A 24893-nucleotide genomic window follows, 5' to 3' on the forward strand; every position below is an offset into this window, starting at 1 on the left:
GAGCACCTTCGCTCAACACAAAAAGCCCGTTCATCTGTATAAGCAGCGGACTTTATTTTGGAAATATGGTACCTTTCTCACTGACCATGATTGAGACCGGGATGTCGTGCGTTTCAGCCGGAATATGCTCGGTTTGCTGTACTGTCAAACAAAGGGCAAGCGTTTCGCCGTGATAGTCAGCTAAGTAGCGGTCATAATAGCCGCCCCCATATCCGATACGGTAGCCTTTTCGATCGAAGCACACACCAGGCACAATGATCAAATCGATAGATTCTTTAGATGCAGCGGCCGACGTCAGAGGATCTGGCTCCAATAGCCCAAAGTAGCGGGAGATCATTTTCGTTTCTGGTGTATATTCATAAAACGTCATCTCTTTTGTTTCTGGAAAACAGGTGGGTACACATACTGTTTTCCCCTCCCGCCATGCTTTTTCAATGAGAGGCATTGTCGGTACCTCTTTTCCTCTAGACATGGTAAGTGCAACCGTATTCGCTTGTTTCCATGCTGGCAGTTGAAACAAGCGCTCATGAAGTAAAGCGGTGCTTCGCTTGAATTCTTCGGCACTCATCTGGTCCAGCTTAGCTAATGTTTGAAGGCGAAGTTCCTTTTTCACAAAGATCATCTCCCATCATAAAAAAACAGCAGGAAAATTCCCTGCTGCTTACTTTGTTTCACGATGTAAAGTTTGTTTTTTATCACGTGAGCAATACTTTTTGAATTCAACGCGATCTGGATTGTTTCGCTTATTCTTTTTAGTAATATAGTTACGCTCACCGCATTCAGTGCAAGCTAGAGTAATATTTACGCGCATGTTTTTCCCTCCAAACTAAAATCAATTCACATTCAGACCTAACTATAATACCACTTCTAGCTTAGGAATGCTAGAATGTTTTTTCACCAATTTGATTTTCAGTGCAATCCATCCGCGTTCTGATCCATATCGTACGGTCATTTCATGAAAAATAGCCTGCTCCCCTATAAAACCTCAATCTTTGTCGTACTGTATACATGAGAAACCCTCTTTTATTTTGACAGCGAGCAAGATTTTCATACTCGTTTTTCATATAAAAAGAAAAAAGATGAAAAAAAGGTGATTTTTTCAGCAATTCCTTTTGAAACTAGCTTTTTTATGGTATAAAAAAGAAGGGTCGAAAACTGTCTGAAACAATCATGAAAGCCTTTTATGGCTTTCAGCATTAAAATATGAATAAAAGGTGATGAAACATGGAAATTGCAATTATCGGATTGCTTGTTGTCAGTATCGTACTGATCGCATTCTCATATTTTCAAAGAGAGCCGATTAAAGAAGTCGAGCAGGAACTTGAAACACTTCAACTATCTGCAATGCAAGAAATCTATAAACTGAAAAAGAAAATGAAGGTTCTTGAAGAAGAATTGCTTGAAACAAACATTGTCGTCCGCAAACATTCAGAAATTGATCCATCTATCGCAAGACAAATCATTTCAAAGCATCAAAATGGCATGTCTCCTGAGGCCATTGCGCGCGCTGAGCATGTATCTGTAGATGAGGTCAACATGATCATTAAAGACAATGAGAAGGTGCTTGTATGACGAAAAAAAGCATCCAAACGTTTGCGGCAGGTATGATTCTTGCAACTGGTGTTCTGGCGATCGTTTTTTTCCTCACTGGAAAAGATGAAGCGGCGGCTGATACAACCACAAAAGAAACGCTCGCAGCGAAAGTAACAGACACCGATGTGAAAAACTATTTAGACTCTAAAAAAGAAGTCTCTGTCAGCCGTGAAACATATCAGCAGCTTCTTGATTATAAAGAAAAAGCACTGAAAGCAAATGAAGACGGCGATTCTAAAAATGATAAAGAAACATCGGACAAACCTAAAGGCAAATCGGTCAAATTTGTTATTAAAAACGGGATGAGCACAAGTGATGTTTCAGACATGCTTGAAAAGGACGGAATCATCAACTCGTCTAAAGATTTCAATGATTACGTGATTGACGCCGGCTACCATAAAGAAATTCGTGCAGGCAAGTTCAATTTAAAAACAGGGATGACGTTCAAACAAATCGTCAAAGCCTTAACAAAATAACAACAATACCCCCTGGCGGCGCTGACCTCCAGGGGGTTTTATTATCCAAATCGACCAGATATATAATCATTTGTTCTTTGATCATTTGGCTCTGAGAACATCACATTCGTATCATTGACCTCAACAAGCTCTCCCATTAAAAAGAAGGCTGTTCTATCTGATACCCTCGCCGCTTGCTGCATGTTATGCGTCACAATGGCAATCGTGTATTTCTCTTTTAATTTCATAATCAATTCTTCAATCTTTAATGTTGAGACAGGATCAAGCGCTGATGTTGGTTCATCCATTAGTAAAATGTTTGGGCTTGTAGCAATAGCTCTTGCGATACAAAGACGCTGCTGCTGACCGCCGGAAAGACCTAAAGCTGGTGCATTTAATCGATCTTTCACTTCATCCCAAAGGGCAACATCACGAAGCGCTTTTTCAGCGATTTCTTTCAATTGCTGCTTGCTCTTCACGCCATGAATTCTTGGTCCGTAGACGACATTATCAAAGATAGACTGAGGGAATGGGTTTCCTTTTTGAAAGACCATCCCGACGTTTTTACGCAGTTCCACTAGATCAACGCGGCCTTTTAAAATATTGTCGCCGTTATACATCATATCTCCGGTGATTTTCACACCTGGCACTGTTTTGACCATAAGATTTAAGGTCTTGATAAACGTTGACTTTCCGCAGCCTGACGGACCGATAATTGCTGTGACTTCATGCTCTTTAATGTCTAAATCAATATGCTTCAGTGCGTGATGTTGTCCGTACCAAAGGTTCATATCATTCACACGAAACACTTCTTTTTTTGCTGTTTCAGTTGCTACTGCATTCATCAAAATCCACCCGCCTTATCCAAATCGACCATTGATATAGTCTTCTGTTTTTTGCTGCGCAGGACGTGTAAAGATACGTTCAGTGGCATCATATTCTACTAGATCACCGTTCAGGAAAAAGGCCGTATGATCAGATACACGTAACGCTTGCTGCATGTTGTGTGTCACAATGACGATCGAATAATCATTTTTCAACTCTGATAATAGCTCTTCAATTTTTGCATTTGAGATTGGGTCTAGGGCAGAAGCGGGTTCATCTAACAAAAGAACGCTGGGCTTCATCGCAAGTGTACGCGCAATACAAAGGCGCTGCTGCTGACCGCCGGATAATGACAAAGCCGAGCGGTGCAGACGATCTTTGACTTCATCCCACAGCGCTGCTTTTGTTAAGCTTTCCTCTACTGCATCATCAAGTACTGATTTTCTTTTTTCACCCGCATACTTTAACGCATGGGTAATGTTATTGTAGATCGATTTAGGAAATGGGTTTGGTTTTTGGAAAACCATGCCGATTTCTCTTCTTAAATTCACCACATTAATGCGGTCATCCAAAATATTGAGTCCTTCGTACATGATCGCACCTTCACTTCTCGCACCTGGGATCAAGTCGTTCATGCGGTTAATGCTGCGTAAAAAGGTTGATTTCCCGCAGCCCGATGGGCCGATTAATGCGGTAATTGCGTTCTTCTCAATTTCAAATGAAATGTGATTGACCGCTCTTTTTTCACCATAATAAATGCTTAAATCCTGCACCTGTAAAATCTGTTCCGCTTGAAGTGGAGCCTTTTTTGCTGCAATCTCTTTTTTTTCTGCTAGCATTTGAACCATATCCCCTTCACACCTCTCTCACATTATTTTGACGTAAGCTTTTTATGAATAAATGAACCAAGCCATCTAGCTGCTAAGTTAAATACTAAAACTGAAAGCACAAGTACGGCTGATGCACCATTTGCAATGGCCTCTGCATCTGGAATGATTCCTTGTGTATTGACGTTCCATATATGAACGGCTAATGTTTCTGCCGGTCTAAAAATATTCAGCGGTGACGTATCAGAAAATGGACTCCAGTTTGTAAAATCAAGACGCGGTGTGGTGAGACCTGCTGTGAAAAGAAGCGCTGCTGCCTCCCCAAAGACTCTTCCTGATGCTAAAATCGCACCGGTAATAATAGAAGGAATCGCACCTGGAATCAGGACTGTCTTCACTGTATGCCATTTCGTCACACCGAGCGCAAGTGATGCTTCCTTTTGATCCTTCGGTACAGAGCGAAGCGCGTCTTCTGTCACCCTGACCATCACTGGCAAGTTAAACACCGTGAGCGCAAGAGCTCCTCCGATGATCGTATAGCCCCAGCCTGTTAAATTGACAAACATGAGTAAACCAAACATACCAATGACAATAGAAGGAAGTGAAGACAACACTTCAATACATGTGCGAATAAAATCAGTGACTTTGTTTTGAGGCGCATATTCAGCCATGTACACTCCACCGCCGACACCAAGTGGTACTGTGATCAGCATTGTTATAAACAAAATGTAAAACGAGTTAAACAGCTGATCCCTAATACCGCCGCCAGAGCCAATTGCACTTGAGCGGGTTGTCAAAAAGTCAAAATTTAATTCTTTTGCACCGTTGAAGATGATATAAGAAAACAAACCAACTAGGATCGCCGTAATAATGGCGGCACATAATCCAAAAACAAACGTGGCAAAACGATCGGTCATTTTGCTATTCATTAAATCTTCCTCCTAGACGACAAGTATCTGATAATGAGTATGAACATAAACGATACAACTAGAAGGACAAGACCCATTGACCAAAGTGTATTGTTTTCAACACTTCCATACGTTGTGTGACCCATGTTTAACGTAATAATGGTTGTTAATGTACCAGCTGTATCCATAATGCTCTCTGGTAAATTACGCGTGTTTCCAATGACCATCTGTACAGCAAGGGCTTCACCAAATGCTCTTGCCATTCCAAGAACGACTGCTGTCATTAATGTTGGAAGAGCTGCCGGTACAAGCACACGTCTAATCGTTTGCCATCTTGTAGCGCCAAGTGCATAGGATCCCTCACGTAAGCTTTTTGGAAGTGAAGCCATTGCATCAGTTGCAATAGATGTAACGGTTGGCAGAATCATAATAGACAGGACAATCGTTCCTGCTAACACGCTATGCCCTGAGCCGCTTGACTTGAAATGTCCGATAAACGGCACCAATACTGTAAGACCTATGAATCCGTAAACAACGGATGGAATCCCTACAAGCAATTCAATGACTGGCTGGAGAATTTTCCGGCCCCATGCAGGTGCAATTTCTGTCATAAAGATCGCTCCTGCGATGCCTAGCGGCGCTGCAATAAGTGCCGATAGAAGCGTGACGGCGATCGATCCAAATATAAAAGGAAATGCGCCGTACTCCGGGTTTTCTGCTGTTGGGTTCCAATTGATACTGGTTAAGAACTCAATTGGGCTTACACCATTTACGATGAAAGATTGTAAACCCTTAATGCCAAGGAATATTGTGATGGCGATGGATACTGCAATCATTAAGAATGCGCAGAATTTCACCAAAATACTTCCTCTTACTTCATCCATTTGCCTATTTTTCTTCGAGCTGATCAGCCGATCGCTCGCTTCTGTATGTTCTATCTGCTTCATCTTTTTCTACACTCCTATGAATGTCATAAAAGGAAAAGTGAAATGCTCCACTTTTCCTTCATCAGCAATTCAAGACCTCTTACTTATCCGATTGTTTGCCTGTTGCGTCTCTTTCTACTTTCATATTAGAGACTGAGATGTAGCCTTGGTCTTTGACGATTTCTTTTTGTACTTCGTCACTCATAAGGTAATCTAAGAATTGTTTTGCTAGACCTTCCGGCTCACCTTTTGTATAAGAGTGCTCGTATGCCCAAATTGTATATTTACCGCTTTCTACATTGCTTTCTTCTGGTTTCACACCATCAATGCTAAGCGGTGTAATTTTGTCATCTGTTAAATAAGAGAATGCTAGGTATCCAATCGCACCTGGTGTTTCTGCAATCAGCTTTTTCACTGTGTTTGAAGAATCTTCTGTGATTCCTTCTGCAGGTGTTGCACCATCAAGTGCATATTTCACAAATGTTGCACGTGTTCCTGAAGAATCAGGTCTGTTAACAAGCGTGATTTTTTGGTCTTTCCCGCCAAGCTCTTTCCAGTTTTTGATTTTACCAGTGAAGATTTTTTTCAATTCGTCCTTTGTGATGTCTTTGACACCCACTTCAGGGTTTACAGCTGCGGCCATTCCAACAACTGCTACTTTGTGGTCTTTTAAAGCTTTTGCGTCGACTCCGTCTTTCTCTTCAGCGAATACATCTGAGTTACCAATCTGTACAGATCCTTCTGAAACTTGAGAAAGTCCTGTTCCTGAACCGCCGGCTTGTACTTGAATATCGGCTTTTGGATGTTTATCCATGAATTTTTCTGCTGCCGCAAGAACTAAAGGCTGCATCGCAGATGATCCTGAGATGGTAATGGAACCTGATGCCTCATCTTTGTTTGAAGCATTTCCTTTACTGTCTTTTGAATCTCCGCTTGAGCTGCTGTTTCCGCATGCTGTGACGAATGCTAACAATGCGATAGTAAGGAAAGTAAGCAGCCATAATTTGTTCTTTTTCATTTCAAGAATACCCCCTGAATAATTTGTCCTACGAGTAATACATTAAAGGTTCTTTATTAATTTCGTTTAAATGGAATGTTAAGGTTTTGTAAATGTCGAAGTTTTGTAGAGAAATTGCGGCGTTTTTTATGAATTTTGTCAATTTATATCGGAATTTTTGAAGAAAACGTAAAAAAACGCCCACAAAAAGTGAGCGTTTTTACCTATGAAAGGTCTAGTTATTTGTTTCTGCTTCATTTTCAATTTTGTTTTTGTTTTTCGCCTGTGTATCATTGCTTTCCTGTTTTGATTTCAGTTCAAAGTACTTATCTAATACTTGTTCACCAATATCATTTGTAATTGGATAGCGCTGGTTGTAGTCTTGATACACCCATGGCACGACAACGGAAATAGCCACTTCTGGATTATCAGCAGGCGCATACGCAACAAGAGTTGTGTTATACGTCGGTGTACCGCGCTTGCTTTTAATTGGACCGTCATAGAATGATTGAGCGGTTCCTGTTTTGCCAGCTGGATTATACTTTTTGTTGCCAAAGTTTGAATAGGCTGTCCCTCTTGGGTTCTGCATCACAAGCTTGAAGCCTTGCTGGACACGCTTAATTTCATCACTTGTCATGTCTAGCTTATTCAATACATCCGGTTTGACGGATTCCGTCACAGCTCCAATACCGCGCTGCGGGTCTGGCTCTCTCACTTCTTTGACAAGCTGCGGACGTAAACGATACCCGCCGTTTGCAATGGTTGAAACGTATTGCGCCATTTGCAGCGGTGTAAACGTATCATACTGTCCAATCGCATAGTCAAGTAAGAGCCCCGATTGTGTAGACGTTCCTCTGTAGCCTGTTGCTTCGTTTGGCAGGTCAATACCTGTTTTGACGCCAAGACCAAATTTACTGAAATTGTAGCGGAACGTATCAAATGCTTTCGGATCAATTGGGAGCGCCTGATTCTTACGATATTCGCTTTTCCCAATGGCGATTGCGGTTTTGAACATATATACGTTTGATGAACGCTCTAGTGCAGTTAAATCATTAATGAGTCCCATATTTTGATAGGATTTCTTTGGCGGCGACTGGGCGATATAGAGAGGTTCATCGTATTGGGTACTTCCAATATGAATAGCGCCTGTTTTATATCCAGTCAGTACAGTTGCCCCTTTTACGGCTGATCCCATCGCATATGAGGATGTCATCGTTCCTAATGAGTAGTCATCGAATTTGTATTTTCCGTTTTTGTTAGAAATCTGCTTACCCGCAACAGAGAGAACCTCTCCATTTCTCGGGTCCATCATGACAACAAATGCGCGATCAAGAAGCTCAGTTCCCCCTCTTTGTTTCGCACTTCTCAAGTTCTTTTCAATAATTTTTTCAACTGCTTTTTGCAGCTGAATATCAATTGTAAGCACAAGGTCTTTCCCGCTCTTACCTTCTGTTAACACTTTAGAGCTTGTGACATTGCCCTGTTTATCAGTTGTACTCTGTTCTTTTTCCTTTTGGCCCTGCAGGACATCTTCATATTGATATTCGAGATAGCTTTTTCCTACACGGTCATTTCGGCTGTAGCCGAGTGATAGATAATGCTCAAGAAGTGACTGCGGAAGACCTTCATCACTCGAAGACACACTGCCGAGCATACTGCGGAGCAGTCCTTTATACGGGTAGCTGCGTGACCAGTCTGTCGTCACATCAACACCTGGCAGCTCGTCCAAATGCTCAGAGACGTAAGCAATTTCGCTTGGCTTTACATCTTCATTTTTAATAAATTGAGGCGTAAGTGCATAGCCTCCATCCATCTGCCTTTTAATGGCAAGCACTTGTAAATCTTTTTTCGTCAGTTGATTTAATTCCTTGTCTGTGATGCGTTTTAGCTGAAGCTCATATAGTTTATCATCAGAGACCTTATCGTCACCCTTTAATTCTGATTCTTTTTGAACAAGCTTTTTCGCTTCATTCGGATGCGTTAAGATCCAGAAATCTTTTTTGTCACGATCTGTGATTTTTTTCGTACTCACATGAATCATATCCGCTAATTTTGATGCCACTTTGAGCCGCTCTTCTTGTGAAGTCGTCGAGGTTCTCGTATATGTAATGGCATTCAGCGCTTTATTGCTGACAATCGTATTGTAGTTTCGATCATAAATTTTTCCGCGCGGAGCAGATGAGCTGACATTCACATCCTCTTGTTTTTCTGCCTGCTTTTTATAATCTTCTCCATTGACAATTTGCACAAACCCGAGTCTAACGACAACGCCGGTAAAAATAATAAAGGCAGCTAAAAATAATAAATTCAGCCGGATCGGAAGTGTTTTGCGCCCTTCCTTCGCGTCTTTTTTGTTTTTCTTGTTTCTCATCACATCACCTTTTCTATCAAGAAAGAAATGGCACCCCTTTTTGTGTATAAAAGGTGCCATCATCATTTTAGCGGTTTTTCTATCATTTATCTAGAAATTTGATGTTCCATTGGTAAGAAATTTTACCTTTCTCCCTTAATAAGGTTCGTTTGAGAAACTGGCTTTTGACCGTCAGCCTCTTTCATATCAGCTGTTTTTTCTTTCAAATGAATATCTTTTACAAAGTAATAAATGAGGGTGTGCCCCGCTCCGAGCACAACAAGTGATGCAGGGATTCCGAGCTCATCACCTAGTAAGGTGACAGACAGCAGGAACAAAACAATCGAACAAATACGGCCGGCATTTAAAAATAGCTCTCTGACCACAATATATTCAATTCGGGCCTTTCTGGCGTACCTTGCATGGCCGATGACATCATATGTTAAGGATACATAAGGAACAAGCAGGAGCGGATATCCTATTGCAATGGCTACCGCATACATCAGAAGTGATACATAGGACAAGTGGAAAACGATTAAAAACAAGGCGCCGTATAAAATCAGCCCGCCAAGCATGATGGCCTTCTTTCGCCACTTTTTCTTAATCAAACGTGTAGCGAAGAAATAAGTAAAAAAGGCAACACCTGAATTCACTAAACCAAACGTCCCGAGAGCAAGCTCACTGTTTGTTGCAATAAACACAAAGACACTGATTAAGAAGACAAAGACCCCTTCACGAAGCCCTTGAAAAAAGTGAGCTGTTGTAATCCTACGCCAATTCTCATCTGCATGACGTTCTTTCCAAATTTGTTTGATCATAAATTTGCCTTTTGACTGCCTTCTTTTGAGGAAAAAGCTCATCACAACCGCTAGTGAAAACAAAAAGAGCGATAATGTGAAAATGACGGTGTAGCCTGTATCATCCGTTAACTGAGAAATGACAATTCCCGCAATGAGCGGACCAATCATGCCGGCAGTTGAGGAAAGCACCCCAAGAAATCCATTAAAGAAATCTCTTGTTTCAGGCTCAGTGATCTCAAAGGTGAGTACGTTAAAAGCAAGCCAGTAAAAACCATAGCCGATCCCAAGGACACTTCCCAATAAAACTAGCCGTGCGGCCGCTTGTTCTCCTGCCATTAAGACAATTAAATAAAAAGCGGCTAAAAAGATGACACCGAAACGAAGGACAAACGCCCGGTCTATTTTTTTTGCGAGCCGGCCAGCGAATAAAAATGTAATGGGCTGAAGCACAACAATGGCCAAATTATAAATCGCAAGATCTGTGAATTTCCCGGACTGTTTCCATAAGTACACATTTACAAACGTATTCGAAAGCGCAATGGCAAGTGCGTATAACCCGCCAATCGTGAGGAGGAGCAATAAATCTTTTGTAACATCCATGTCCCCGAACATTTTCTTTAATCTGCTCATACCATTCATTCTCCTTTTCTACACAATAGTCTGTCTCATCAAAAGGCAGATATGTAAAAAAAGGAGGGAAAATATAAAAAGACCTGCTTCTCTAAAGAGCAGGTCTTTTCAAATCAAATGATTTATTTAGCTTCGCTGTAAAGGCGAGCTACTTCATCCCAGTTCACAACATTCCAGAATGCTGAAATGTAATCAGGACGACGGTTTTGGTAGTTTAGGTAGTAAGCATGCTCCCAAACGTCTAGTCCTAGAATTGGCGTTTTTCCTACAGTTAAAGGAGAATCTTGGTTTGGCGTGCTTGTGATTTCAAGTTTTCCATTGTTCACAACAAGCCATGCCCAACCAGAACCAAAGCGTCCTGCAGCTGCTGCAGCGAAATCAGATTTGAATTTTTCAAATCCACCTAGTTCTTTTTCGATCGCATCTGCAAGTTCACCAGTTGGTGCGCCGCCACCGTTTGGTGAAAGAAGCGTCCAGAATAATGAGTGGTTCGCATGTCCTCCGCCATTGTTACGTACAGCAGTACGAATGTTTTCAGGCACTGAGTTTAAGTTAGCCACTAGCTCTTCAATTGATTGATCTTCAAGAGCTGATACACCTTCGATTGCTTTGTTTAAATTTGTTACATATGTGTTGTGGTGTTTAGTGTGGTGAATCGTCATTGTTTCCTTGTCGATATGTGGTTCTAATGCATCGTAAGCATATGGTAATTCTGGAAGTTTAAAAGCCATGGTTAAATTCCTCCTTAAAATGTATGTACTGAAATGCTTCCTTTGTAAGTCAGCAATTCACCCTACTCAAAGAGTATCAAAAGAAACAGCTTGTTTCAACGTTATTGCTCATGTTCTGAAACATTTCAGTGTTTATTTTGTATTTAGCCCTTTTGAAAAAGTTTTAAACACCCTTTTTCAACTTAGCGAAGGACATAAAATAAAAAGATGCCAAGCATCAGCGCTTGAATCAATCCTTTTGCAAAAACACCTGATACAAATCCAATTAATGAGCCTAATCCGACTTTCACACTCGTCTTCAGATCTTTTTGATGAACAAGGAGCTCTGCAATGACACTCCCGAGAAATGGACCAATAATAATTCCTGCAATTGGTATCACAAAAGGACCAGCTAATAACCCAATGGTGCTTCCCCAAATAGCTGCCTTGCTGCCGCCAAAGCGCTTTACCCCAATCAGGTTTGAGACATAATCTGCCGCAAATAAGACGGCAGTAAACATGGCTTGAATAAGCCAGAACGTCAGTGTAAGCGGCTCGAAGCTAAAGAAGAAACCATATAGAATAAATCCGAGAACCATAAAGACTACACTCGGGATAATTGGATAAACCAGTCCAACAAACGCAATGATAAATGCACAGCCAATCAGTATCCAATACAAAATGTCCAAGACCCTGCCGCCTCCTTTTATATGCTGTATACATTATGCCTCATTCCTTCTATCTTAACCAGTGATGAAGGCCATACTTGTACTTGATGGATAGACATTGATACAATATGAGAAATAGAAAAGAATGTAGGAAGTGAATGGGTATTGAACGTATTTAATCTATTGTTAAAAGGAATTTATTCACCAAAAGATATTGCTAAAGCACGCTTTACAGGGATCGGTAAAGCAATTTTATTCATTTTTATCCTTTCAATCATCGCAGCAGTTCCTCAGGGGTATCATATGAGCCAAGAGATCTCGAATGCGATGTCAGGATTTCAGCATGTGATCAAAAAAGATTTACCCGACTTTTCAATCGAAAAAGGAAAACTTCAAGCGGATCAAAGTGCACCAATAGAAAAAGAAGAAAACGGCATCACGATCATCTTTGATCCTGCTGAAAAAATAAAAGCAAGTGAGCTAGAATCAAAGCAAACGGCCATCGCTTTATTAAAGGAAAAAGCAGTGATTGCCATTGATGGGCAAATGACAGATATTCCATATCAGCTCCTTGGTGGAACGCTGACAAAAGATGAACTCGCACGGGTCACAAATCAGAACCAAGCGATTATCATCCCTGTCATCTGTGTACTACTATATTTATCAACTGCGGCTCTCATGTTTATCAGCGCAACATTCCTTGCGATGCTTGGTACATTTATTAAACGAATGCAGCAAAAAGAGCTGTCTTTCCAAATGCTTTGGAAGCTCTCCGCTTATTCACTCACTTTAACAACGGTCTTTTTCGCCATTATGAGTGCATTAAACACGCCTGTTGCAAACTCATTTTTATTAAATTGGGTCATTAACTTTATCTTCTTATATCTTGTTGTGAAAGAAATACCTGCAAAAAAAAGTAAATGATCCATCCAACAAGGATTTGTCTACACAATGAAAGCTCCCCCGGCTCGGAGGAGCTTTTTATGTATGTTCATGCTAGGACTCATCTGGATGGATGATCGCAAATAAATAGTGATCCTCCCACACTCCATTAATCTTTACTTTTTTACGATTTAGTCCCTCATTTTCAAAACCTGTCTTTTCAAGTACACGAATGGAACCCTTATTACTCGGCTTTACTCCAGCCTCAATACGATGGAGATTCAACTCAAAAAAGGCATAGTCAATGATTAAACGAATGGCTTCTGTCATATATCCATTTCCGCCCTGCCTTTGATCGAGTACATACCCGAGCCAAGCTCCTTCTATCGGACCTCTTACGACAGAACTTAATGAGATCGTCCCAATTAAGGCATCGGTTTCATTTAAGAAAATACCGTGCATGTTAGATTCATCTTGTGCACTTTTTTGCCTACTCCGCTGAATTCGCTCAATTTGGCGAGTTAACGTGAAGAAATCATCTTTGACCAAAGGTGTAAATTCCTGAAAATATGAGCGGTTCTCAAGCTCTAATGTTAACAGTGATTCTGCATCATTTTCTGTTAGTGTTCTCACATATATATGCTGACTAACCTTCTTCATAAAATCCCCCCATTATTATTTTATCATACTGGCCATATGAGGTTGCTCTCCTATTTACTACACCAACGACCCAAGAAGTTTTTATTACAAGACATACTAGGACTAACTAGAACCATCCTTTCCAGCTTTTCTCCTCTTTTTGGTTCTATCATTTCAGGACATGCATAGACTGAAGTAAACTCTTAAAAGCGGTGAGTAAAATGCGGCGAATTCTTTTTTTACTAATCAGTTTGTTTGTCCTCTTTATTATCTTTTTTGATTTAAAAAATGGAACCATTCCTGTTGAGGAAAACCCAGCTGTCCCAGCAAGTGCCCTTCAAACAGCTGAGAAAAAGACATATAAGAACGTCACTGTAAAACAAGGTGAAACGGTCCTCTCCATCGTACATACAAGCAAGCCGCTTGATGACGTCATTAAAGATTTCGAGGAGCTGAATCAAGGTGTTAAAGCGAACGAAATCAGAGCAGGCAGCACATATAAGTTTCCTGTCTACAAGAGATAAAACGTTAATTCCTTGTCATTCATACAAAGAGACTGTTACAATATGAACTGTAAAACACGACGTACACGGCAAAGGATTGCTTGTACACTAAGGAGCGATTGACAAGTGAGTGAAGTCACACATCGTACTAAAACGCGTCCCGTCAAAGTGGGACCTTTAACTATAGGTGGAAATAATGAGGTTGTCATTCAAAGTATGGCAACAACCAAAACACATGATGTCGAAGCGACAGTCGCTGAAATTAAACGTTTAGAAGAGGCAGGCTGTCAAATCGTGCGTGTCGCATGTCCAGATGAGCGTGCAGCAAATGCAATTGCGGACATTAAAAAGCAAATTAACATCCCGCTTGTTGTGGATATTCATTTTGACTATAAGCTTGCCCTGAAAGCGATTGAAGCAGGCGCAGACAAAATCCGAATCAATCCAGGAAACATCGGAAGAAGAGAAAAAGTCGAAGCGGTTGTCAAAGCAGCAAAAGAAAAAGGCATTCCAATCCGTATTGGCGTAAACGCTGGTTCATTAGAGAAAAAAATTCTTGATAAATACGGCTACCCAACAGCAGATGGTATGGTCGAAAGTGCACTGCATCACATTAAAATTTTAGAAGACCTAGACTTTCATGACATCATCGTCAGTATGAAAGCATCTGATGTAAACCTTGCAATTGAAGCATACGAAAAAGCGGCTAAAGCCTTTGATTATCCTCTTCACCTTGGGATTACAGAATCAGGTACGTTATTTGCAGGTACAGTCAAAAGTGCAGCTGGACTTGGCGCTATTTTGAATATGGGAATTGGGAACACACTCCGCATTTCATTAAGTGCTGACCCAGTTGAAGAAGTAAAAGTAGCACGTGAATTGTTGAAATCATTTGGTCTTGCATCAAATGCAGCAACACTGATCTCCTGCCCAACTTGTGGACGAATTGAAATTGACCTCATCAGCATTGCAAATGAAGTCGAAGAATATATTTCTAAAATTAAAGCACCGATTAAAGTAGCTGTTCTCGGCTGCGCTGTTAACGGTCCAGGTGAAGCGCGTGAAGCGGACATCGGAATCGCAGGCGCTAGAGGCGAAGGCTTATTGTTCCGTAAAGGTGAAATTGTTCGTAAAGTACCGGAAGAAACAATGGTCGAAGAACTGAAAAAAGAAATTGATAAAATCGCTGAAGAACATTATGCGAAAATGGAAGCTGAAAAAGAAAAACAAGCGAATGCCTAACAAAAAACGCCTGACGTCATAGTCAGGCGTTTTTCTGTTCTTGTTAAAAGAACGGGGTGATAAATATGCCTAGGATGACGGAAACAATTCCGATCCCAATTGACCACGCGCCAAGCGCATGTGCTCCTTTTCTTCGTGCAATATAACCAACGACGATTGCCGCTACCCCTAATAGCACCGGCAAGACAAATAATGAGATAATCGCAATCGCGAGTGCTGTATAGCCTATCCCTTTACTGCCTGAATCGTCACCTGCTTGGTCACGTCCTCGTCTATCTTCTCGATCTCTTGAAGCTTGATATGGCTCTGCAATTTCAGCAGCTGTTTCCTCTAAATAGCCATCATCATTACTAAAGTGTGTGTCGATTTCACGATCATTTCTTCTGAAATCCTCGTCTCTTTCCATGATCAATTCCCCCTTTTGGTTAATAGAAAGGAGCTTTTTTAGTATGAGCAAAAATGTCTGTTTCATGATTGCTAAAACTTGCTGGAATTGTGAATTGATTATGTTACACTTTAAGAGTATAAAAATGAGGAGTGTGGGCATGTTACGTTTAGGAATTGATATTGATGGTACAGTGACGGCGCAGGACACCTTTGTTCCCTACTTAAATGAGTCGTTCCAATGTGCCATGACACTAGAAGATATGACAGAGTATGATTTGACGAAGCTTTTAAAGATTTCTCAAGAAGAATTTTGGGGCTGGATGGATCAGCACGAGCCTCTTATTTATAAACAGGCAGAGCCTGCTGAGGGTGCAAAAGAGATCCTCGACGAAATGAAGCTGCAGCACAGACTGATTTATATTACCGCAAGAAGGCAGCAGCATTCGGATATCACCTACAAGTGGTTTCAAGAACATGACGTACACTATGATGCTATTGAGCTGGTTGGCGGTCATCATAAGCTGGAAGCCGTGCAAAAGCACAAAATTGATGTATTTTTTGAAGACCATCATGGCAATGCCACAATGATTGCAAAAGAGGCTGACATCCCGGTTATCCTTTTTAACTCCCCTTATAACCAGATGCCGATCGACGATAGAATTATACGCGTAAACAACTGGCAGGAAGCATCTAAGTGGATCAAACAATACGAGCAGCGTCTGCAAACTGCTTATTAATGTAACTGAGCGAGCACCGAAGCGGAACAAACACGAGGATTTGTCTACACGCTGAAGCCGATACATTTAATGTATCGGCTTTTTTAATGGAGCAAGCTGCCCTTCTTTCATGAGGAAATGGTAAAGTGCCCCCTTCATGCCTGCCTGATTTAAGTAGCAGCAAGTTTCCAGCTTCACCTGAATGTTCTTCCATGCATGCAGTGTATGTAAATGTTTTTCAATGTTTTGTAATAAATCTGGTCTTGCACTTACGCCTCCGCCAATGAGGATTTTCTCTGGGTTAAGAACAGTCGCTACATTGTAAACGCCTATGGCTATTCGCTTGTACCATTGATCCAACAGCTTCTCAATGGCCGGATCATGCTTCGCCTTTTCAAAAATTTCTTGACCGTCTATTTGAGTACTTTGCGGTATTCCTTGCTTTTCTTTATAGCTCCGAATTAATCCAGCCGTTGAAGCGCTGCTGTTAAGAGTTGTAAACTGGCCATTTTCCGTCTCTGTCAGCATCATGCCAAATTCACCACCGCGGAAGGATGCACCGCGGACAAGCTGACCATTAGCAAAAATACCCCCGCCGACACCCGTGCCAATTGTCATACAAATAAAGCTGTCACAATCTTTCGCATGACCGCTGTATTTTTCTGCGAGAGCTGCACAGTTCGCATCATTTTCCACTTCTACACGAAGAGACGTTTTCTCTTCTAAAAGTGCTTTTACATTTTGACCATTTAAGGCGATGATGGCGCCTGCAAATTCTGTATAACCTGATTCACTGTCCACAAAGCCTGGTAGACTGATGGCGATACCGCTGACATTCGTCATCCTTTGATATTCCTTGACCACATCTGCCATGGCTTCTAAAAACGGTTCAAGCTGTCGGCAGTTCGTCTGATAGTCACCGCTAGAGACCAGCTTTCCATCCTGGTCCATTAATCCATGTTTCGTTCTGGTCCCGCCTACATCAAACACGACATAATAGGCCACTTTTACCCCTCCCTTTACTTCAAAATGTAGTACCTTGATCTCATTTTAATGAAACAGCCTCCCTTTGTAAAACGTTTTCAAAAGAGAAAACAAAAAAGCCAGCTCCAGGGCTGGCTTTCTCATGAGTGAACTTCCTTCGGTTCGCAGGAAGGACATGTTCCATATATTTCAAATTTATGTCCGCTAATATGATAATCCTCTAAATCGGCGTCGAGCTTGTCCATAGGGCAGGCATCGATCTCTTTTGTTTTCCCGCATGTAAGACAAATAAAGTGATGGTGATGATGGGAAAATGAACATTTAAAACGGAATAGTTTCTCCCCTGACAATTCTGTTGTTTCTAATATTCCAAGGTCTTCATATAGTGACAAGTTTCGATAAATCGTATCAAAGCTGAGACCAGGGTAGTCTTCACTTAGTGCCGTCAGCACATTTTTAGCCGTCAAGTATTTATCAGAATCAGAAAACAATTGAAGCATGTCTTCACGTTTGCTTGTATATTTGTAGCCTTTTTCCTTTAATAAATCAAGCGCTTCTTGTACGTTCATGTTGATTCCCCCTTCTGAATTTCCCAATACTAATACACCCGATTAAAATCAAGATAGACAGCATCACAATGGTTCCGCCTGGCGCTAAATCAAGATAATAGCTTAAAATCAATCCGGCCAATACAGACAATTCACCAAATAAGATCGAAAGGAAAATTGCCTGTTTGAATCCTTTGGCAATGCGGATACTTGCCGCAACAGGAAGCGTCATGAGCGCCGACACAAGCAGTGTACCGACGATACGCATCGATGCCGCAATGACAAGTGCAACGACTAAGATAAAAATAAAATGAATCCATTTTGCTGAAATACCAGAAGCCTTTGCATGCTCTTCATCAAAAGAAAGCAGAAACAATTCTTTATATAAAAGCACAACAACTAACACAACAACGAGTGAGATCCCTACAATAATCCAAAGATCAAGTCTTGAAACCGCACTGACACTTCCGAATAAATAACTAAACAAATCTGTATTAAAGCCATTCGCTAGTGAAATGAAGATGACGGAGATCCCAATACCCCCTGATAAAATAATAGGAATGGCAAGCTCCTGATAATGCTTATACACTGAGCGCAGGCGTTCAATAAACAATGAACCCGCAACAGAAAAAGCCATCCCTAAGTAGAGCGGGCTTACCCCTGTCAAAAGGCCAAACTTTTTATCAAGAAATAGACTTGCGGCAATACCGGCAAGTGATACGTGACTGAGGGCATCTGCAATAAGCGAGAGCCTTCTTACGACAATAAATACACCAAGTAAGGGCGCAATAAAACCAATCAGTATACCTGCGATAAACGCATTTTGTAAAAATTCATAATGAAAAAATGGAAATAGCATTATTCATGTCCCCCATGATGGTGATGGTCGTGATGAATCACTTGAATGTCATGCCCGTAAAATTGCGATAGCGCCTGATCATCCATTGAATCAAACGCTTCTGCATCCCCGTGGAAATGCAGTGTCTGATTTAAACAAGCCACATGGGTGACTTTATCAGAAACGGTGCCAACGTCGTGTGTGACGAGAATTAAAGACATTCCTTTTTCTTTGTTTAATGTTTCGAGCAGCTGATAAAAGCCTTCTACTGTCCGCTGGTCTACTCCAACCGTGGGCTCATCCAAAATGAGCAGCTTCGGCTGGCTGACAAGCGCACGGGCAATAAATGCACGCTGCTGCTGTCCGCCAGAAAGCTCACCGATGTTTTGATGCTTTAAATCTTGTATGCCAACTGAGCGAATGGCATCTTCTACTTGCCATTTATCCTGCTTGCTCATTCGTTTAAACAAACCAATTTTCGCGGTCAGTCCGCTTGCGACGACCTCATATACAGAAGCAGGGAAACCCGTATTAAAGCTATTCGCCTTTTGAGAAACAAATCCAATTTGATCCCAGTCTCTAAATTTTGAAACAGGCGTGCCAAATAGCTTTAATTCACCTTGCTGCGGTTTAATGAGCCCAAGCAGGCATTTTAATAAGGTTGTTTTACCAGAACCATTCGGTCCAACAAGTGCTAGAAAGTTTCCTTCCTCTACTGTTAAATGAATGTGATCAATGACATTTCGCTGTCCATACGAGTACGAAATGTCCTTCATTTCAATAATTGGCTTTGCCATGAATCTTTCCACCTTTAATCAATATAAAAAGAATGATTACGATTTATACAACAAAAAGAAAATGGCTTTTGCCATTTTCTCTGTCCATACATACATTTCATTATATAAAAGAAAGATAAAAAAGTAAAATAAAAGCTAATGAATGGCTGTTTTGAACTTACCGCCTTTTGTTTCATGCGTATCCATAATCGTGATAAATGCTTGATCATCAATTTCAAATACAATGGATTTCAGCTTTGTAATTTCAAGCCTTGTGACAACGGCGTAGATGACATCTTTTTCTTCATCTGTATAGCCGCCTTTTCCTCTCAGCTTTGTCGTTCCCCTGCCGAGTCGATGCAGAATCGCATCTGAAATTTCATCATAATAGTCTGATACGATAATCACAGCTTTTGTTTCATCAAGCCCTTGAATAACAGCATCAATTGTTTTCATTGCCAAATAATATGTCATGACAGAATACATAGCCTGCTCTGGTCCGAATACAAAGCCTGCCCAAATGAAAATGAACACATTGACGATCATGACAAACTCACCGACGGAGAAAGGAATTTTTTTCGTCAGAAGAATTCCCAAGATCTCTGTTCCATCCATTGAACCTCCATTACGGATGACAAGTCCAACACCAAATCCAAGTAATAGCCCTCCAAATACAGTGGCTAAGATCGGCTGTGTTGTAAATGCCTCCACATGATGAAGTGAAGATTCAATCACGGCTAAGCTGACAATCCCAATCACAGTGGAAATCAGAAAGGTTTTCCCAATATGCTTGTATCCTGATATCATAAATGGAATATTTAAAATGACAACAATCGTCGCAAAATTTATAAACGGGTTATCTGTAAAGAGATAATCCAAAATAAGCGAAATGCCGATGATGCCTCCATCAATAATATTGTTTGGCACTAAAAATAATTCAATGCTGACTGCTGCACATGCAGCTCCTACTAGAATCAGAAAAATTCTCAAAATAAAATGAGGCACTGATTCCTTTCTATGCTGTTTACTATTTGCCATACGTTCTCCCTTCTACACATGTTAAATTTTCAATGAACATTTTATTCACTTTACTATTTTATCATTTCACAGAATAAAATAAAATTTTTTGCACATTTTCCGTTTTCGCCCATACATTGTTACAGAGGGGAGGAATGGAATTGATTTTAATTCAAAAAATTGTCCTGCAGCGGCTCAATCAGATCACAGCAAACGATCTGTTAAGGTATGCGAAACAGTACGGCGTCAGTTTAACGTCTCATCAAGCTGCTGAGGTTGCCAAACTCATGAACGGGAAAAACATCAATATTTTTAATGACTCAGAGCGTAACCGGCTTCTTAAGCAAGTGGAAGCGATTACTTCTAAACAGACAGCACAGACTGTGAATGATTTGTTTAACCAGTTTACAAGTTAAGCAAAAAAGGGCCGCATTTAGCGGCACCTCAACATGTTGCATCCTTTTTTACTGACCCGTAATTTTATCTAGTAAGCCTTCATCAAATTGCTTTTCTTTCAGCATCGCAATTTCGAATTTGTAAGGTGGTTTTTTGTTCTTTTTATCTTCACCTACATAAGGCGTTTCTAGAATTTTCGGCACATCTTGAAGCTGCGGATGATGCACAATATAGCTCAGTGCATCGAAACCAATTTCACCAAAACCGATATTTTCATGTCGGTCTTTTCTTGCGCCTTGTACGTTTTTACTGTCATTAATATGAAGAACTTTGATTCGGTCAATACCGACGATTCGGTCAAATTCTTCTAATACACCATCAAAGTCACTCACAATCGGGTAACCAGCATCATGCGTGTGACACGTATCAAAGCAGACAGAAAGAGCTTCGTTATGTGTCACTCCGTCGATAATTTGGGCAAGCTCTTCAAAGCTTCTTCCGCACTCTGATCCTTTTCCTGCCATTGTTTCAAGTGCAATTTGAACCTCTTGACCTTTTACAATGACTTCGTTTAAACCTTCAATGATTTTTTGAATCCCTGCTTCTGCCCCTGCTCCGACATGCGCACCCGGGTGGAGAACAATTTGTCTTGCTCCCAGCGCTTTTGTACGCTCAATCTCAGATCGAAGAAAGTCTACACCAAGCTCAAATGTCGCTGGATTCACTGTATTTCCAATATTGATAATATACGGAGCATGCACGACGATATCCGTCATGCCATGCTCTTTCATATGCGCTTGTCCAGCTTCAATATTCAGGTCTTCAATTTTTTTGCGGCGCGTATTTTGCGGTGCACCTGTATAAATCATAAACGTATTCGAACCATAAGAGGCAGCTTCCTCACTCGCTGCAAGAAGCATATGTTTTCCGCTCATGGATACATGTGAACCAATCTTTAACAATGTTTCCCCCTACTTTCCATTACGCTTTGACTTTCTACGTTCCTGTCTTTTGATTTTATCCATCTCACGTGTCATTTTCTTTTTATATCCAGGTTTGACGGCTTTCGGTTTTCTCACAAGACGTTTTGCTTTTTCTTCAATTTCATTCGGGGCTTTTTTACGTCTTTGACGCTTCAGACGGTCATCTGCATCTCGCCATTCGCCATGAACAATGGTTTTGTTTTCAAACACAACGCCCATTTTCTCAATTTGAATGAGTGCATCCTCATCAGCCAGCTCATAAATGGTCATGGCAATTCCAGAAGAACCCGCACGAGCTGTTCTTCCAACACGGTGCACATAAAAATCAAGATCAGATGGAAGTTCATAGTTAATCACGTGGCTGACGCCTTTGATGTCAATCCCGCGAGCTGCAAGATCAGATGCCACAATATAAGTGAACTCCAAATCTTCAATTTGTTTCATGACTTTTTTACGTTCGCGCGGCGTTAATCCGCCATGGAGCACACCGATTTTCATTCCTTTTTCTTGTAGGAACGATGCGATTTCATCAACAGTTGTTTTTGTATTGGCAAAAATGATTCCTAAATAAGGCTGTACATTCGTCACCATTTCATGGAGCAATTTTAATTTATCACGCTGTTTAGACGGAACTAAAATATGCTGAATGTTTTCAGCTGTAATCCGTCTTGGTTCAACATGCGCATACTTTGGATTGTCCATATATTTCTTCAAGAAAGGCTTTAGTTTTTCTGGAATGGTTGCAGAGAACACAAGCATTTGCAGCTGTTCTGGCATTTGTGCACCAATACGGTCCACATCTTCTAAAAATCCCATATCCAGCATTAAATCAGCTTCATCAATAACAAGAGAGGTCGCTTTATAAACATTCAGCGCCTGCTCATGAATGAGGTCAGCAATACGTCCAGGTGTACCGACAACCAAATGCGGCTGGTTTTTTAGCTTTTGAATTGATTTCTGCTTGTCCGTTCCGCCAATGTAAAGCTTTGCTTTGATCTCTTCTTCTGGAGAAGCATTCTTTAAAATCGTTTGAGCTTCTTTGAAAATTTGATTGGCTAATTCTCTTGTAGGTGCAGTAATCACTACTTGTACCTGTTCTTTGCTTGGATCAATTGAATGAATCAGCGGCAGTAAGTAGGCATGAGTTTTTCCTGTTCCGGTTTGTGACTGGCCAATCACGCTTTCTCCTTTTAAAACAGCAGGGATGATTCTTTTTTGAATATCAGTCGGCTCATAAAAGCCTAGTTCATGAATAGCATCTATAATAAAAGGCTTTAATTCATATGTCGTAAATTTCGTTTCTTTCATGTTTTCACTCCTTAAGGCAATGCCTTTTTGCTCATCTCCTCATTATAGCTGATTTTCAGTAAAAAAACCATGTCCGCTTTTCCTACAGGAAACCAATTAGTGCTTCCTTGCATAACCTATGAAGAGAAAGAGAATGCAGTAAGGGAGGTACAAGTATGTTAGGGCAAAGGCCTATGGGCGATTTTCAGCCGCGCCGTCCCTCACGCCGGCACCTTGGAAATGGCGGACAGCCCGGAATGTTTCAAAGAGGGCAGCAGCCTCCTATCCAGCAGCCTTTTCAAGGGCAGGGCAATCCATTTCAGCAAATGATGCCTCGCTCCCCGTCTGTACAGGGAGGCGGTTTACCCGGGATGGGCGGTATTCCAGGAGGTGAGAGCCGTGCACTAGGCGGCGGAGCAGGAATTAAAGGCATGCTCTCTAAATTTCTTCCTGGCGCAGGAGGAGCTGGAGTCTCTGGAGGTGGTGCGGGATTACAAGGAATCCAGAGCTTCACAAATCCTGCAACCCTCTCAAGCATGTTAGGAAATGTTCAAAAAGTGCTCGGGATGGCGCAGCAATTTACGCCAATGATTCAGCAATACGGTCCTTTAGTGAGAAATTTGCCGGCGATGATTAAACTGTACAGCCAGCTTGGCAGTGCGGATGATGATGAAGAAAGTGCAAATGATGCTGATGCAGAATCAGCGGAGACCAGCGCAGAAACAGAAGTGCCCGAGGAAGAAGCACAAACTGACGAAATAGAAAAAAATAAAGAACCAGAAGACATCCTCGTCAAAAAAACAGCACCTCACACATCACCTGCTCCTCAAGCAAAACCGAAAAAAAGATCTGGCAGCTCTGTTCCAAAACTATATGTCTAGTGATCTTTTAACGGCGAAGTGTTCACTGCGTATAACAATCTTTGATATATACGCTTACTTTGGCTATAATGGAAGCAAGAGAATGATAAAAAGCCGTTTTTTACGGCTTTTTATATTGTTCTTCTCTAGCAGCACTTCCCTACAGGAGGACGAATAAATGAATGTAATTAAAATATCGCCGCGTGGCTATTGCTATGGCGTTGTGGATGCAATGGTCATTGCTAAAAATGCCGCACTTGATAAGAACTTGCCACGCCCAATTTATATATTAGGTATGATTGTGCACAACAAACATGTCACTGATGCCTTCGAGGAAGATGGTATTTACACACTGGACGGACCAAACCGCTTAGACATTTTAAAGCAGGTTGAAAGCGGAACAGTCATTTTCACGGCTCACGGCGTTTCTCCTGAGGTTCGTCAAATCGCAGAAGAAAAAGGCCTTGTCACCATTGATGCGACCTGTCCAGATGTAACGAAAACTCACGAACTCATTTCAGAGAAAACAGCCGATGGCTATGACATTATTTATATTGGGAAAAAGGGTCATCCTGAGCCAGAAGGAGCTGTCGGAGTAGCCCCTGACAAGGTACACCTTGTCGAAACAGAAGCCGACATTGAGGCACTCGATTTAACATCAGAAAAACTGCTTATCACGAACCAAACGACGATGTCGCAATGGGATGTCCACGACCTGATGGAGCTGATTAAAGAGAAATACCCTCACGTCGAGTATCATCAAGAAATTTGCCTTGCGACACAGGTGCGTCAGGAAGCTGTATCGCAGCAAGCTGGCCAAGCCGATTTAACCATTGTTGTCGGCGATCCAAAAAGTAATAACTCTAACCGTCTCGCACAAGTGTCAATGGAGATTGCCGGAACGCAGGCTTACCGTATTGGCGACTTAAGTGAACTCAAGCTGGAGTGGCTGCAGGGCGTCAAAACCGTTGCCGTTACTGCTGGTGCTTCAACACCAACACCTATTACAAAGGAAGTCATTCGTTTCTTAGAAAACTATGAACCAGATGATGAAACGACCTGGAAGATTGAACGGACTGTTCCCCTTTCTAAAATTTTACCTCGCGTCAAAACAAAGAAATAAGAAAACGTCAGAGCATATCCGCT

29 protein-coding genes are annotated in these 24893 nt (G+C 41.3%); 9 read left to right on the top strand and 20 right to left on the bottom strand.

Annotation, left to right across the window (positions count from 1 at the left end; genetic code table 11):
• Positions 1–52 precede the first annotated feature (52 nt).
• On the bottom strand, positions 53–613 hold the full coding sequence (locus NST65_RS11290) for a 5-formyltetrahydrofolate cyclo-ligase (protein WP_125586586.1): 561 nt from the start codon (positions 611–613) through the stop codon (positions 53–55).
• Positions 614–661: 48 nt separating this feature from the next.
• Entirely contained in the window at positions 662–811 is a 150-nt protein-coding gene (gene rpmG, locus NST65_RS11295; protein ID WP_008360061.1) for a 50S ribosomal protein L33, read from the bottom strand.
• Between the two features lie 413 nt (positions 812–1224).
• On the opposite strand from rpmG, the gene NST65_RS11300 reads away from it, so the two are divergent.
• Together NST65_RS11300 and NST65_RS11305 are read left to right on the top strand one after the other, a co-directional pair.
• Entirely contained in the window at positions 1225–1572 is a 348-nt protein-coding gene (locus tag NST65_RS11300) for a hypothetical protein (protein ID WP_024422989.1), read from the top strand.
• Positions 1569–2069, top strand: coding sequence for an endolytic transglycosylase MltG (locus tag NST65_RS11305; protein WP_024422990.1), 501 nt, complete (start codon positions 1569–1571; stop codon positions 2067–2069). Before NST65_RS11300 ends, NST65_RS11305 begins: the two co-directional genes overlap by 4 nt.
• Positions 2070–2110: 41 nt before the next feature.
• Here the strand turns inward: NST65_RS11305 and pstB (NST65_RS11310) are convergent, their stop codons facing one another.
• The 9 genes from pstB (NST65_RS11310) to NST65_RS11350 all read right to left on the bottom strand — a co-directional run bounded on the left by pstB (NST65_RS11310) (position 2111) and on the right by NST65_RS11350 (position 11710).
• Positions 2111–2893 carry a phosphate ABC transporter ATP-binding protein PstB gene (pstB, locus tag NST65_RS11310; RefSeq protein ID WP_098677419.1) on the bottom strand — a complete coding sequence of 261 codons (783 nt, stop codon included), beginning with the start codon at positions 2891–2893 and terminating at the stop codon, positions 2111–2113.
• A 15-nt stretch (positions 2894–2908) separates the two neighbouring features.
• The gene (gene pstB, locus NST65_RS11315; protein ID WP_170825867.1) at positions 2909–3712 is read right to left on the bottom strand and encodes a phosphate ABC transporter ATP-binding protein PstB; all 804 of its coding nucleotides are present in this window, start codon (positions 3710–3712) and stop codon (positions 2909–2911) included.
• 32 nt (positions 3713–3744) lie between these two features.
• Positions 3745–4629 carry a phosphate ABC transporter permease PstA gene (pstA, locus tag NST65_RS11320; RefSeq protein ID WP_025092964.1) on the bottom strand — a complete coding sequence of 295 codons (885 nt, stop codon included), beginning with the start codon at positions 4627–4629 and terminating at the stop codon, positions 3745–3747.
• A complete protein-coding gene (gene pstC, locus NST65_RS11325; protein WP_024422994.1) occupies positions 4629–5555 on the bottom strand; it encodes a phosphate ABC transporter permease subunit PstC in 927 nt (308 codons plus the stop codon). Before pstC ends, pstA begins: the two co-directional genes overlap by 1 nt.
• Before the next feature lie 79 nt (positions 5556–5634).
• On the bottom strand, positions 5635–6552 hold the full coding sequence (locus tag NST65_RS11330) for a phosphate ABC transporter substrate-binding protein (RefSeq protein WP_024422995.1): 918 nt from the start codon (positions 6550–6552) through the stop codon (positions 5635–5637).
• A 214-nt stretch (positions 6553–6766) separates the two neighbouring features.
• On the bottom strand, positions 6767–8902 hold the full coding sequence (locus NST65_RS11335; RefSeq protein WP_034280763.1) for a penicillin-binding protein 2: 2136 nt from the start codon (positions 8900–8902) through the stop codon (positions 6767–6769).
• Positions 8903–9024: 122 nt separating this feature from the next.
• Positions 9025–10311 carry an MFS transporter gene (locus tag NST65_RS11340; protein WP_034280166.1) on the bottom strand — a complete coding sequence of 429 codons (1287 nt, stop codon included), beginning with the start codon at positions 10309–10311 and terminating at the stop codon, positions 9025–9027.
• A gap of 122 nt (positions 10312–10433) precedes the next feature.
• On the bottom strand, positions 10434–11042 hold the full coding sequence (gene sodA, locus NST65_RS11345; protein ID WP_098677417.1) for a superoxide dismutase SodA: 609 nt from the start codon (positions 11040–11042) through the stop codon (positions 10434–10436).
• Between the two features lie 182 nt (positions 11043–11224).
• Positions 11225–11710 (bottom strand): DUF456 domain-containing protein, encoded by a 486-nt coding sequence (locus NST65_RS11350; protein ID WP_024427974.1) that lies wholly within the window; start codon positions 11708–11710, stop codon positions 11225–11227.
• Between the two features lie 144 nt (positions 11711–11854).
• Here NST65_RS11350 and NST65_RS11355 point away from each other — a divergent pair, with 144 nt between their 5' ends.
• Positions 11855–12613 carry a DUF1189 domain-containing protein gene (locus NST65_RS11355; protein ID WP_041117993.1) on the top strand — a complete coding sequence of 253 codons (759 nt, stop codon included), beginning with the start codon at positions 11855–11857 and terminating at the stop codon, positions 12611–12613.
• Positions 12614–12685: 72 nt separating this feature from the next.
• Here the strand turns inward: NST65_RS11355 and NST65_RS11360 are convergent, their stop codons facing one another.
• A complete protein-coding gene (locus tag NST65_RS11360) occupies positions 12686–13231 on the bottom strand; it encodes a GNAT family protein (RefSeq protein WP_098677416.1) in 546 nt (181 codons plus the stop codon).
• A gap of 200 nt (positions 13232–13431) precedes the next feature.
• Between NST65_RS11360 and NST65_RS11365 the strand changes: the two genes are divergently transcribed.
• Positions 13432–13734 (top strand): hypothetical protein, encoded by a 303-nt coding sequence (locus NST65_RS11365; RefSeq protein ID WP_039180007.1) that lies wholly within the window; start codon positions 13432–13434, stop codon positions 13732–13734.
• A 105-nt stretch (positions 13735–13839) separates the two neighbouring features.
• Complete coding sequence (ispG, locus tag NST65_RS11370) at positions 13840–14955, top strand: flavodoxin-dependent (E)-4-hydroxy-3-methylbut-2-enyl-diphosphate synthase (protein ID WP_024423001.1); 1116 nt, start codon at positions 13840–13842, stop codon at positions 14953–14955.
• A gap of 43 nt (positions 14956–14998) precedes the next feature.
• Here the strand turns inward: ispG and NST65_RS11375 are convergent, their stop codons facing one another.
• The gene (locus NST65_RS11375) at positions 14999–15361 is read right to left on the bottom strand and encodes a DUF308 domain-containing protein (RefSeq protein ID WP_024423002.1); all 363 of its coding nucleotides are present in this window, start codon (positions 15359–15361) and stop codon (positions 14999–15001) included.
• A gap of 139 nt (positions 15362–15500) precedes the next feature.
• On the opposite strand from NST65_RS11375, the gene NST65_RS11380 reads away from it, so the two are divergent.
• A complete protein-coding gene (locus NST65_RS11380; protein ID WP_034280154.1) occupies positions 15501–16079 on the top strand; it encodes a nucleotidase in 579 nt (192 codons plus the stop codon).
• Between the two features lie 66 nt (positions 16080–16145).
• On the opposite strand, the gene NST65_RS11385 is transcribed toward NST65_RS11380, so the two are convergent.
• The 5 genes from NST65_RS11385 to NST65_RS11405 all read right to left on the bottom strand — a co-directional run bounded on the left by NST65_RS11385 (position 16146) and on the right by NST65_RS11405 (position 20242).
• Complete coding sequence (locus NST65_RS11385) at positions 16146–17063, bottom strand: ROK family protein (protein ID WP_098676952.1); 918 nt, start codon at positions 17061–17063, stop codon at positions 16146–16148.
• 119 nt (positions 17064–17182) lie between these two features.
• On the bottom strand, positions 17183–17611 hold the full coding sequence (locus tag NST65_RS11390) for a Fur family transcriptional regulator (RefSeq protein ID WP_003217433.1): 429 nt from the start codon (positions 17609–17611) through the stop codon (positions 17183–17185).
• Positions 17589–18449 carry a metal ABC transporter permease gene (locus NST65_RS11395; RefSeq protein WP_034280150.1) on the bottom strand — a complete coding sequence of 287 codons (861 nt, stop codon included), beginning with the start codon at positions 18447–18449 and terminating at the stop codon, positions 17589–17591. Before NST65_RS11395 ends, NST65_RS11390 begins: the two co-directional genes overlap by 23 nt.
• Positions 18449–19225, bottom strand: coding sequence for a metal ABC transporter ATP-binding protein (locus NST65_RS11400; protein ID WP_024423006.1), 777 nt, complete (start codon positions 19223–19225; stop codon positions 18449–18451). The genes NST65_RS11395 and NST65_RS11400 overlap by 1 nt, the downstream gene beginning before the upstream one ends.
• 135 nt (positions 19226–19360) lie before the next feature.
• Entirely contained in the window at positions 19361–20242 is an 882-nt protein-coding gene (locus NST65_RS11405) for a YitT family protein (protein WP_024427967.1), read from the bottom strand.
• Between the two features lie 140 nt (positions 20243–20382).
• Here NST65_RS11405 and NST65_RS11410 point away from each other — a divergent pair, with 140 nt between their 5' ends.
• On the top strand, positions 20383–20637 hold the full coding sequence (locus NST65_RS11410) for a DUF2624 domain-containing protein (RefSeq protein ID WP_024423008.1): 255 nt from the start codon (positions 20383–20385) through the stop codon (positions 20635–20637).
• 48 nt (positions 20638–20685) lie between these two features.
• Here the strand turns inward: NST65_RS11410 and NST65_RS11415 are convergent, their stop codons facing one another.
• Both NST65_RS11415 and NST65_RS11420 read right to left on the bottom strand, forming a co-directional pair.
• A complete protein-coding gene (locus NST65_RS11415) occupies positions 20686–21579 on the bottom strand; it encodes a deoxyribonuclease IV (RefSeq protein ID WP_041117997.1) in 894 nt (297 codons plus the stop codon).
• A 9-nt stretch (positions 21580–21588) separates the two neighbouring features.
• The gene (locus NST65_RS11420; protein ID WP_024423009.1) at positions 21589–22908 is read right to left on the bottom strand and encodes a DEAD/DEAH box helicase; all 1320 of its coding nucleotides are present in this window, start codon (positions 22906–22908) and stop codon (positions 21589–21591) included.
• Between the two features lie 155 nt (positions 22909–23063).
• Here NST65_RS11420 and vrrA point away from each other — a divergent pair, with 155 nt between their 5' ends.
• Both vrrA and NST65_RS11430 read left to right on the top strand, forming a co-directional pair.
• On the top strand, positions 23064–23768 hold the full coding sequence (gene vrrA / locus NST65_RS11425; protein ID WP_041117998.1) for a VrrA/YqfQ family protein: 705 nt from the start codon (positions 23064–23066) through the stop codon (positions 23766–23768).
• 157 nt (positions 23769–23925) lie between these two features.
• Positions 23926–24870 (top strand): 4-hydroxy-3-methylbut-2-enyl diphosphate reductase, encoded by a 945-nt coding sequence (locus NST65_RS11430; RefSeq protein ID WP_034280141.1) that lies wholly within the window; start codon positions 23926–23928, stop codon positions 24868–24870.
• Positions 24871–24893 lie beyond the last annotated feature (23 nt).

Origin of the sequence: Bacillus sp. FSL P4-0248, from assembly GCF_038593305.1 — a bacterium.
In the GTDB taxonomy this organism is placed as follows: domain Bacteria; phylum Bacillota; class Bacilli; order Bacillales; family Bacillaceae; genus Bacillus; species Bacillus safensis.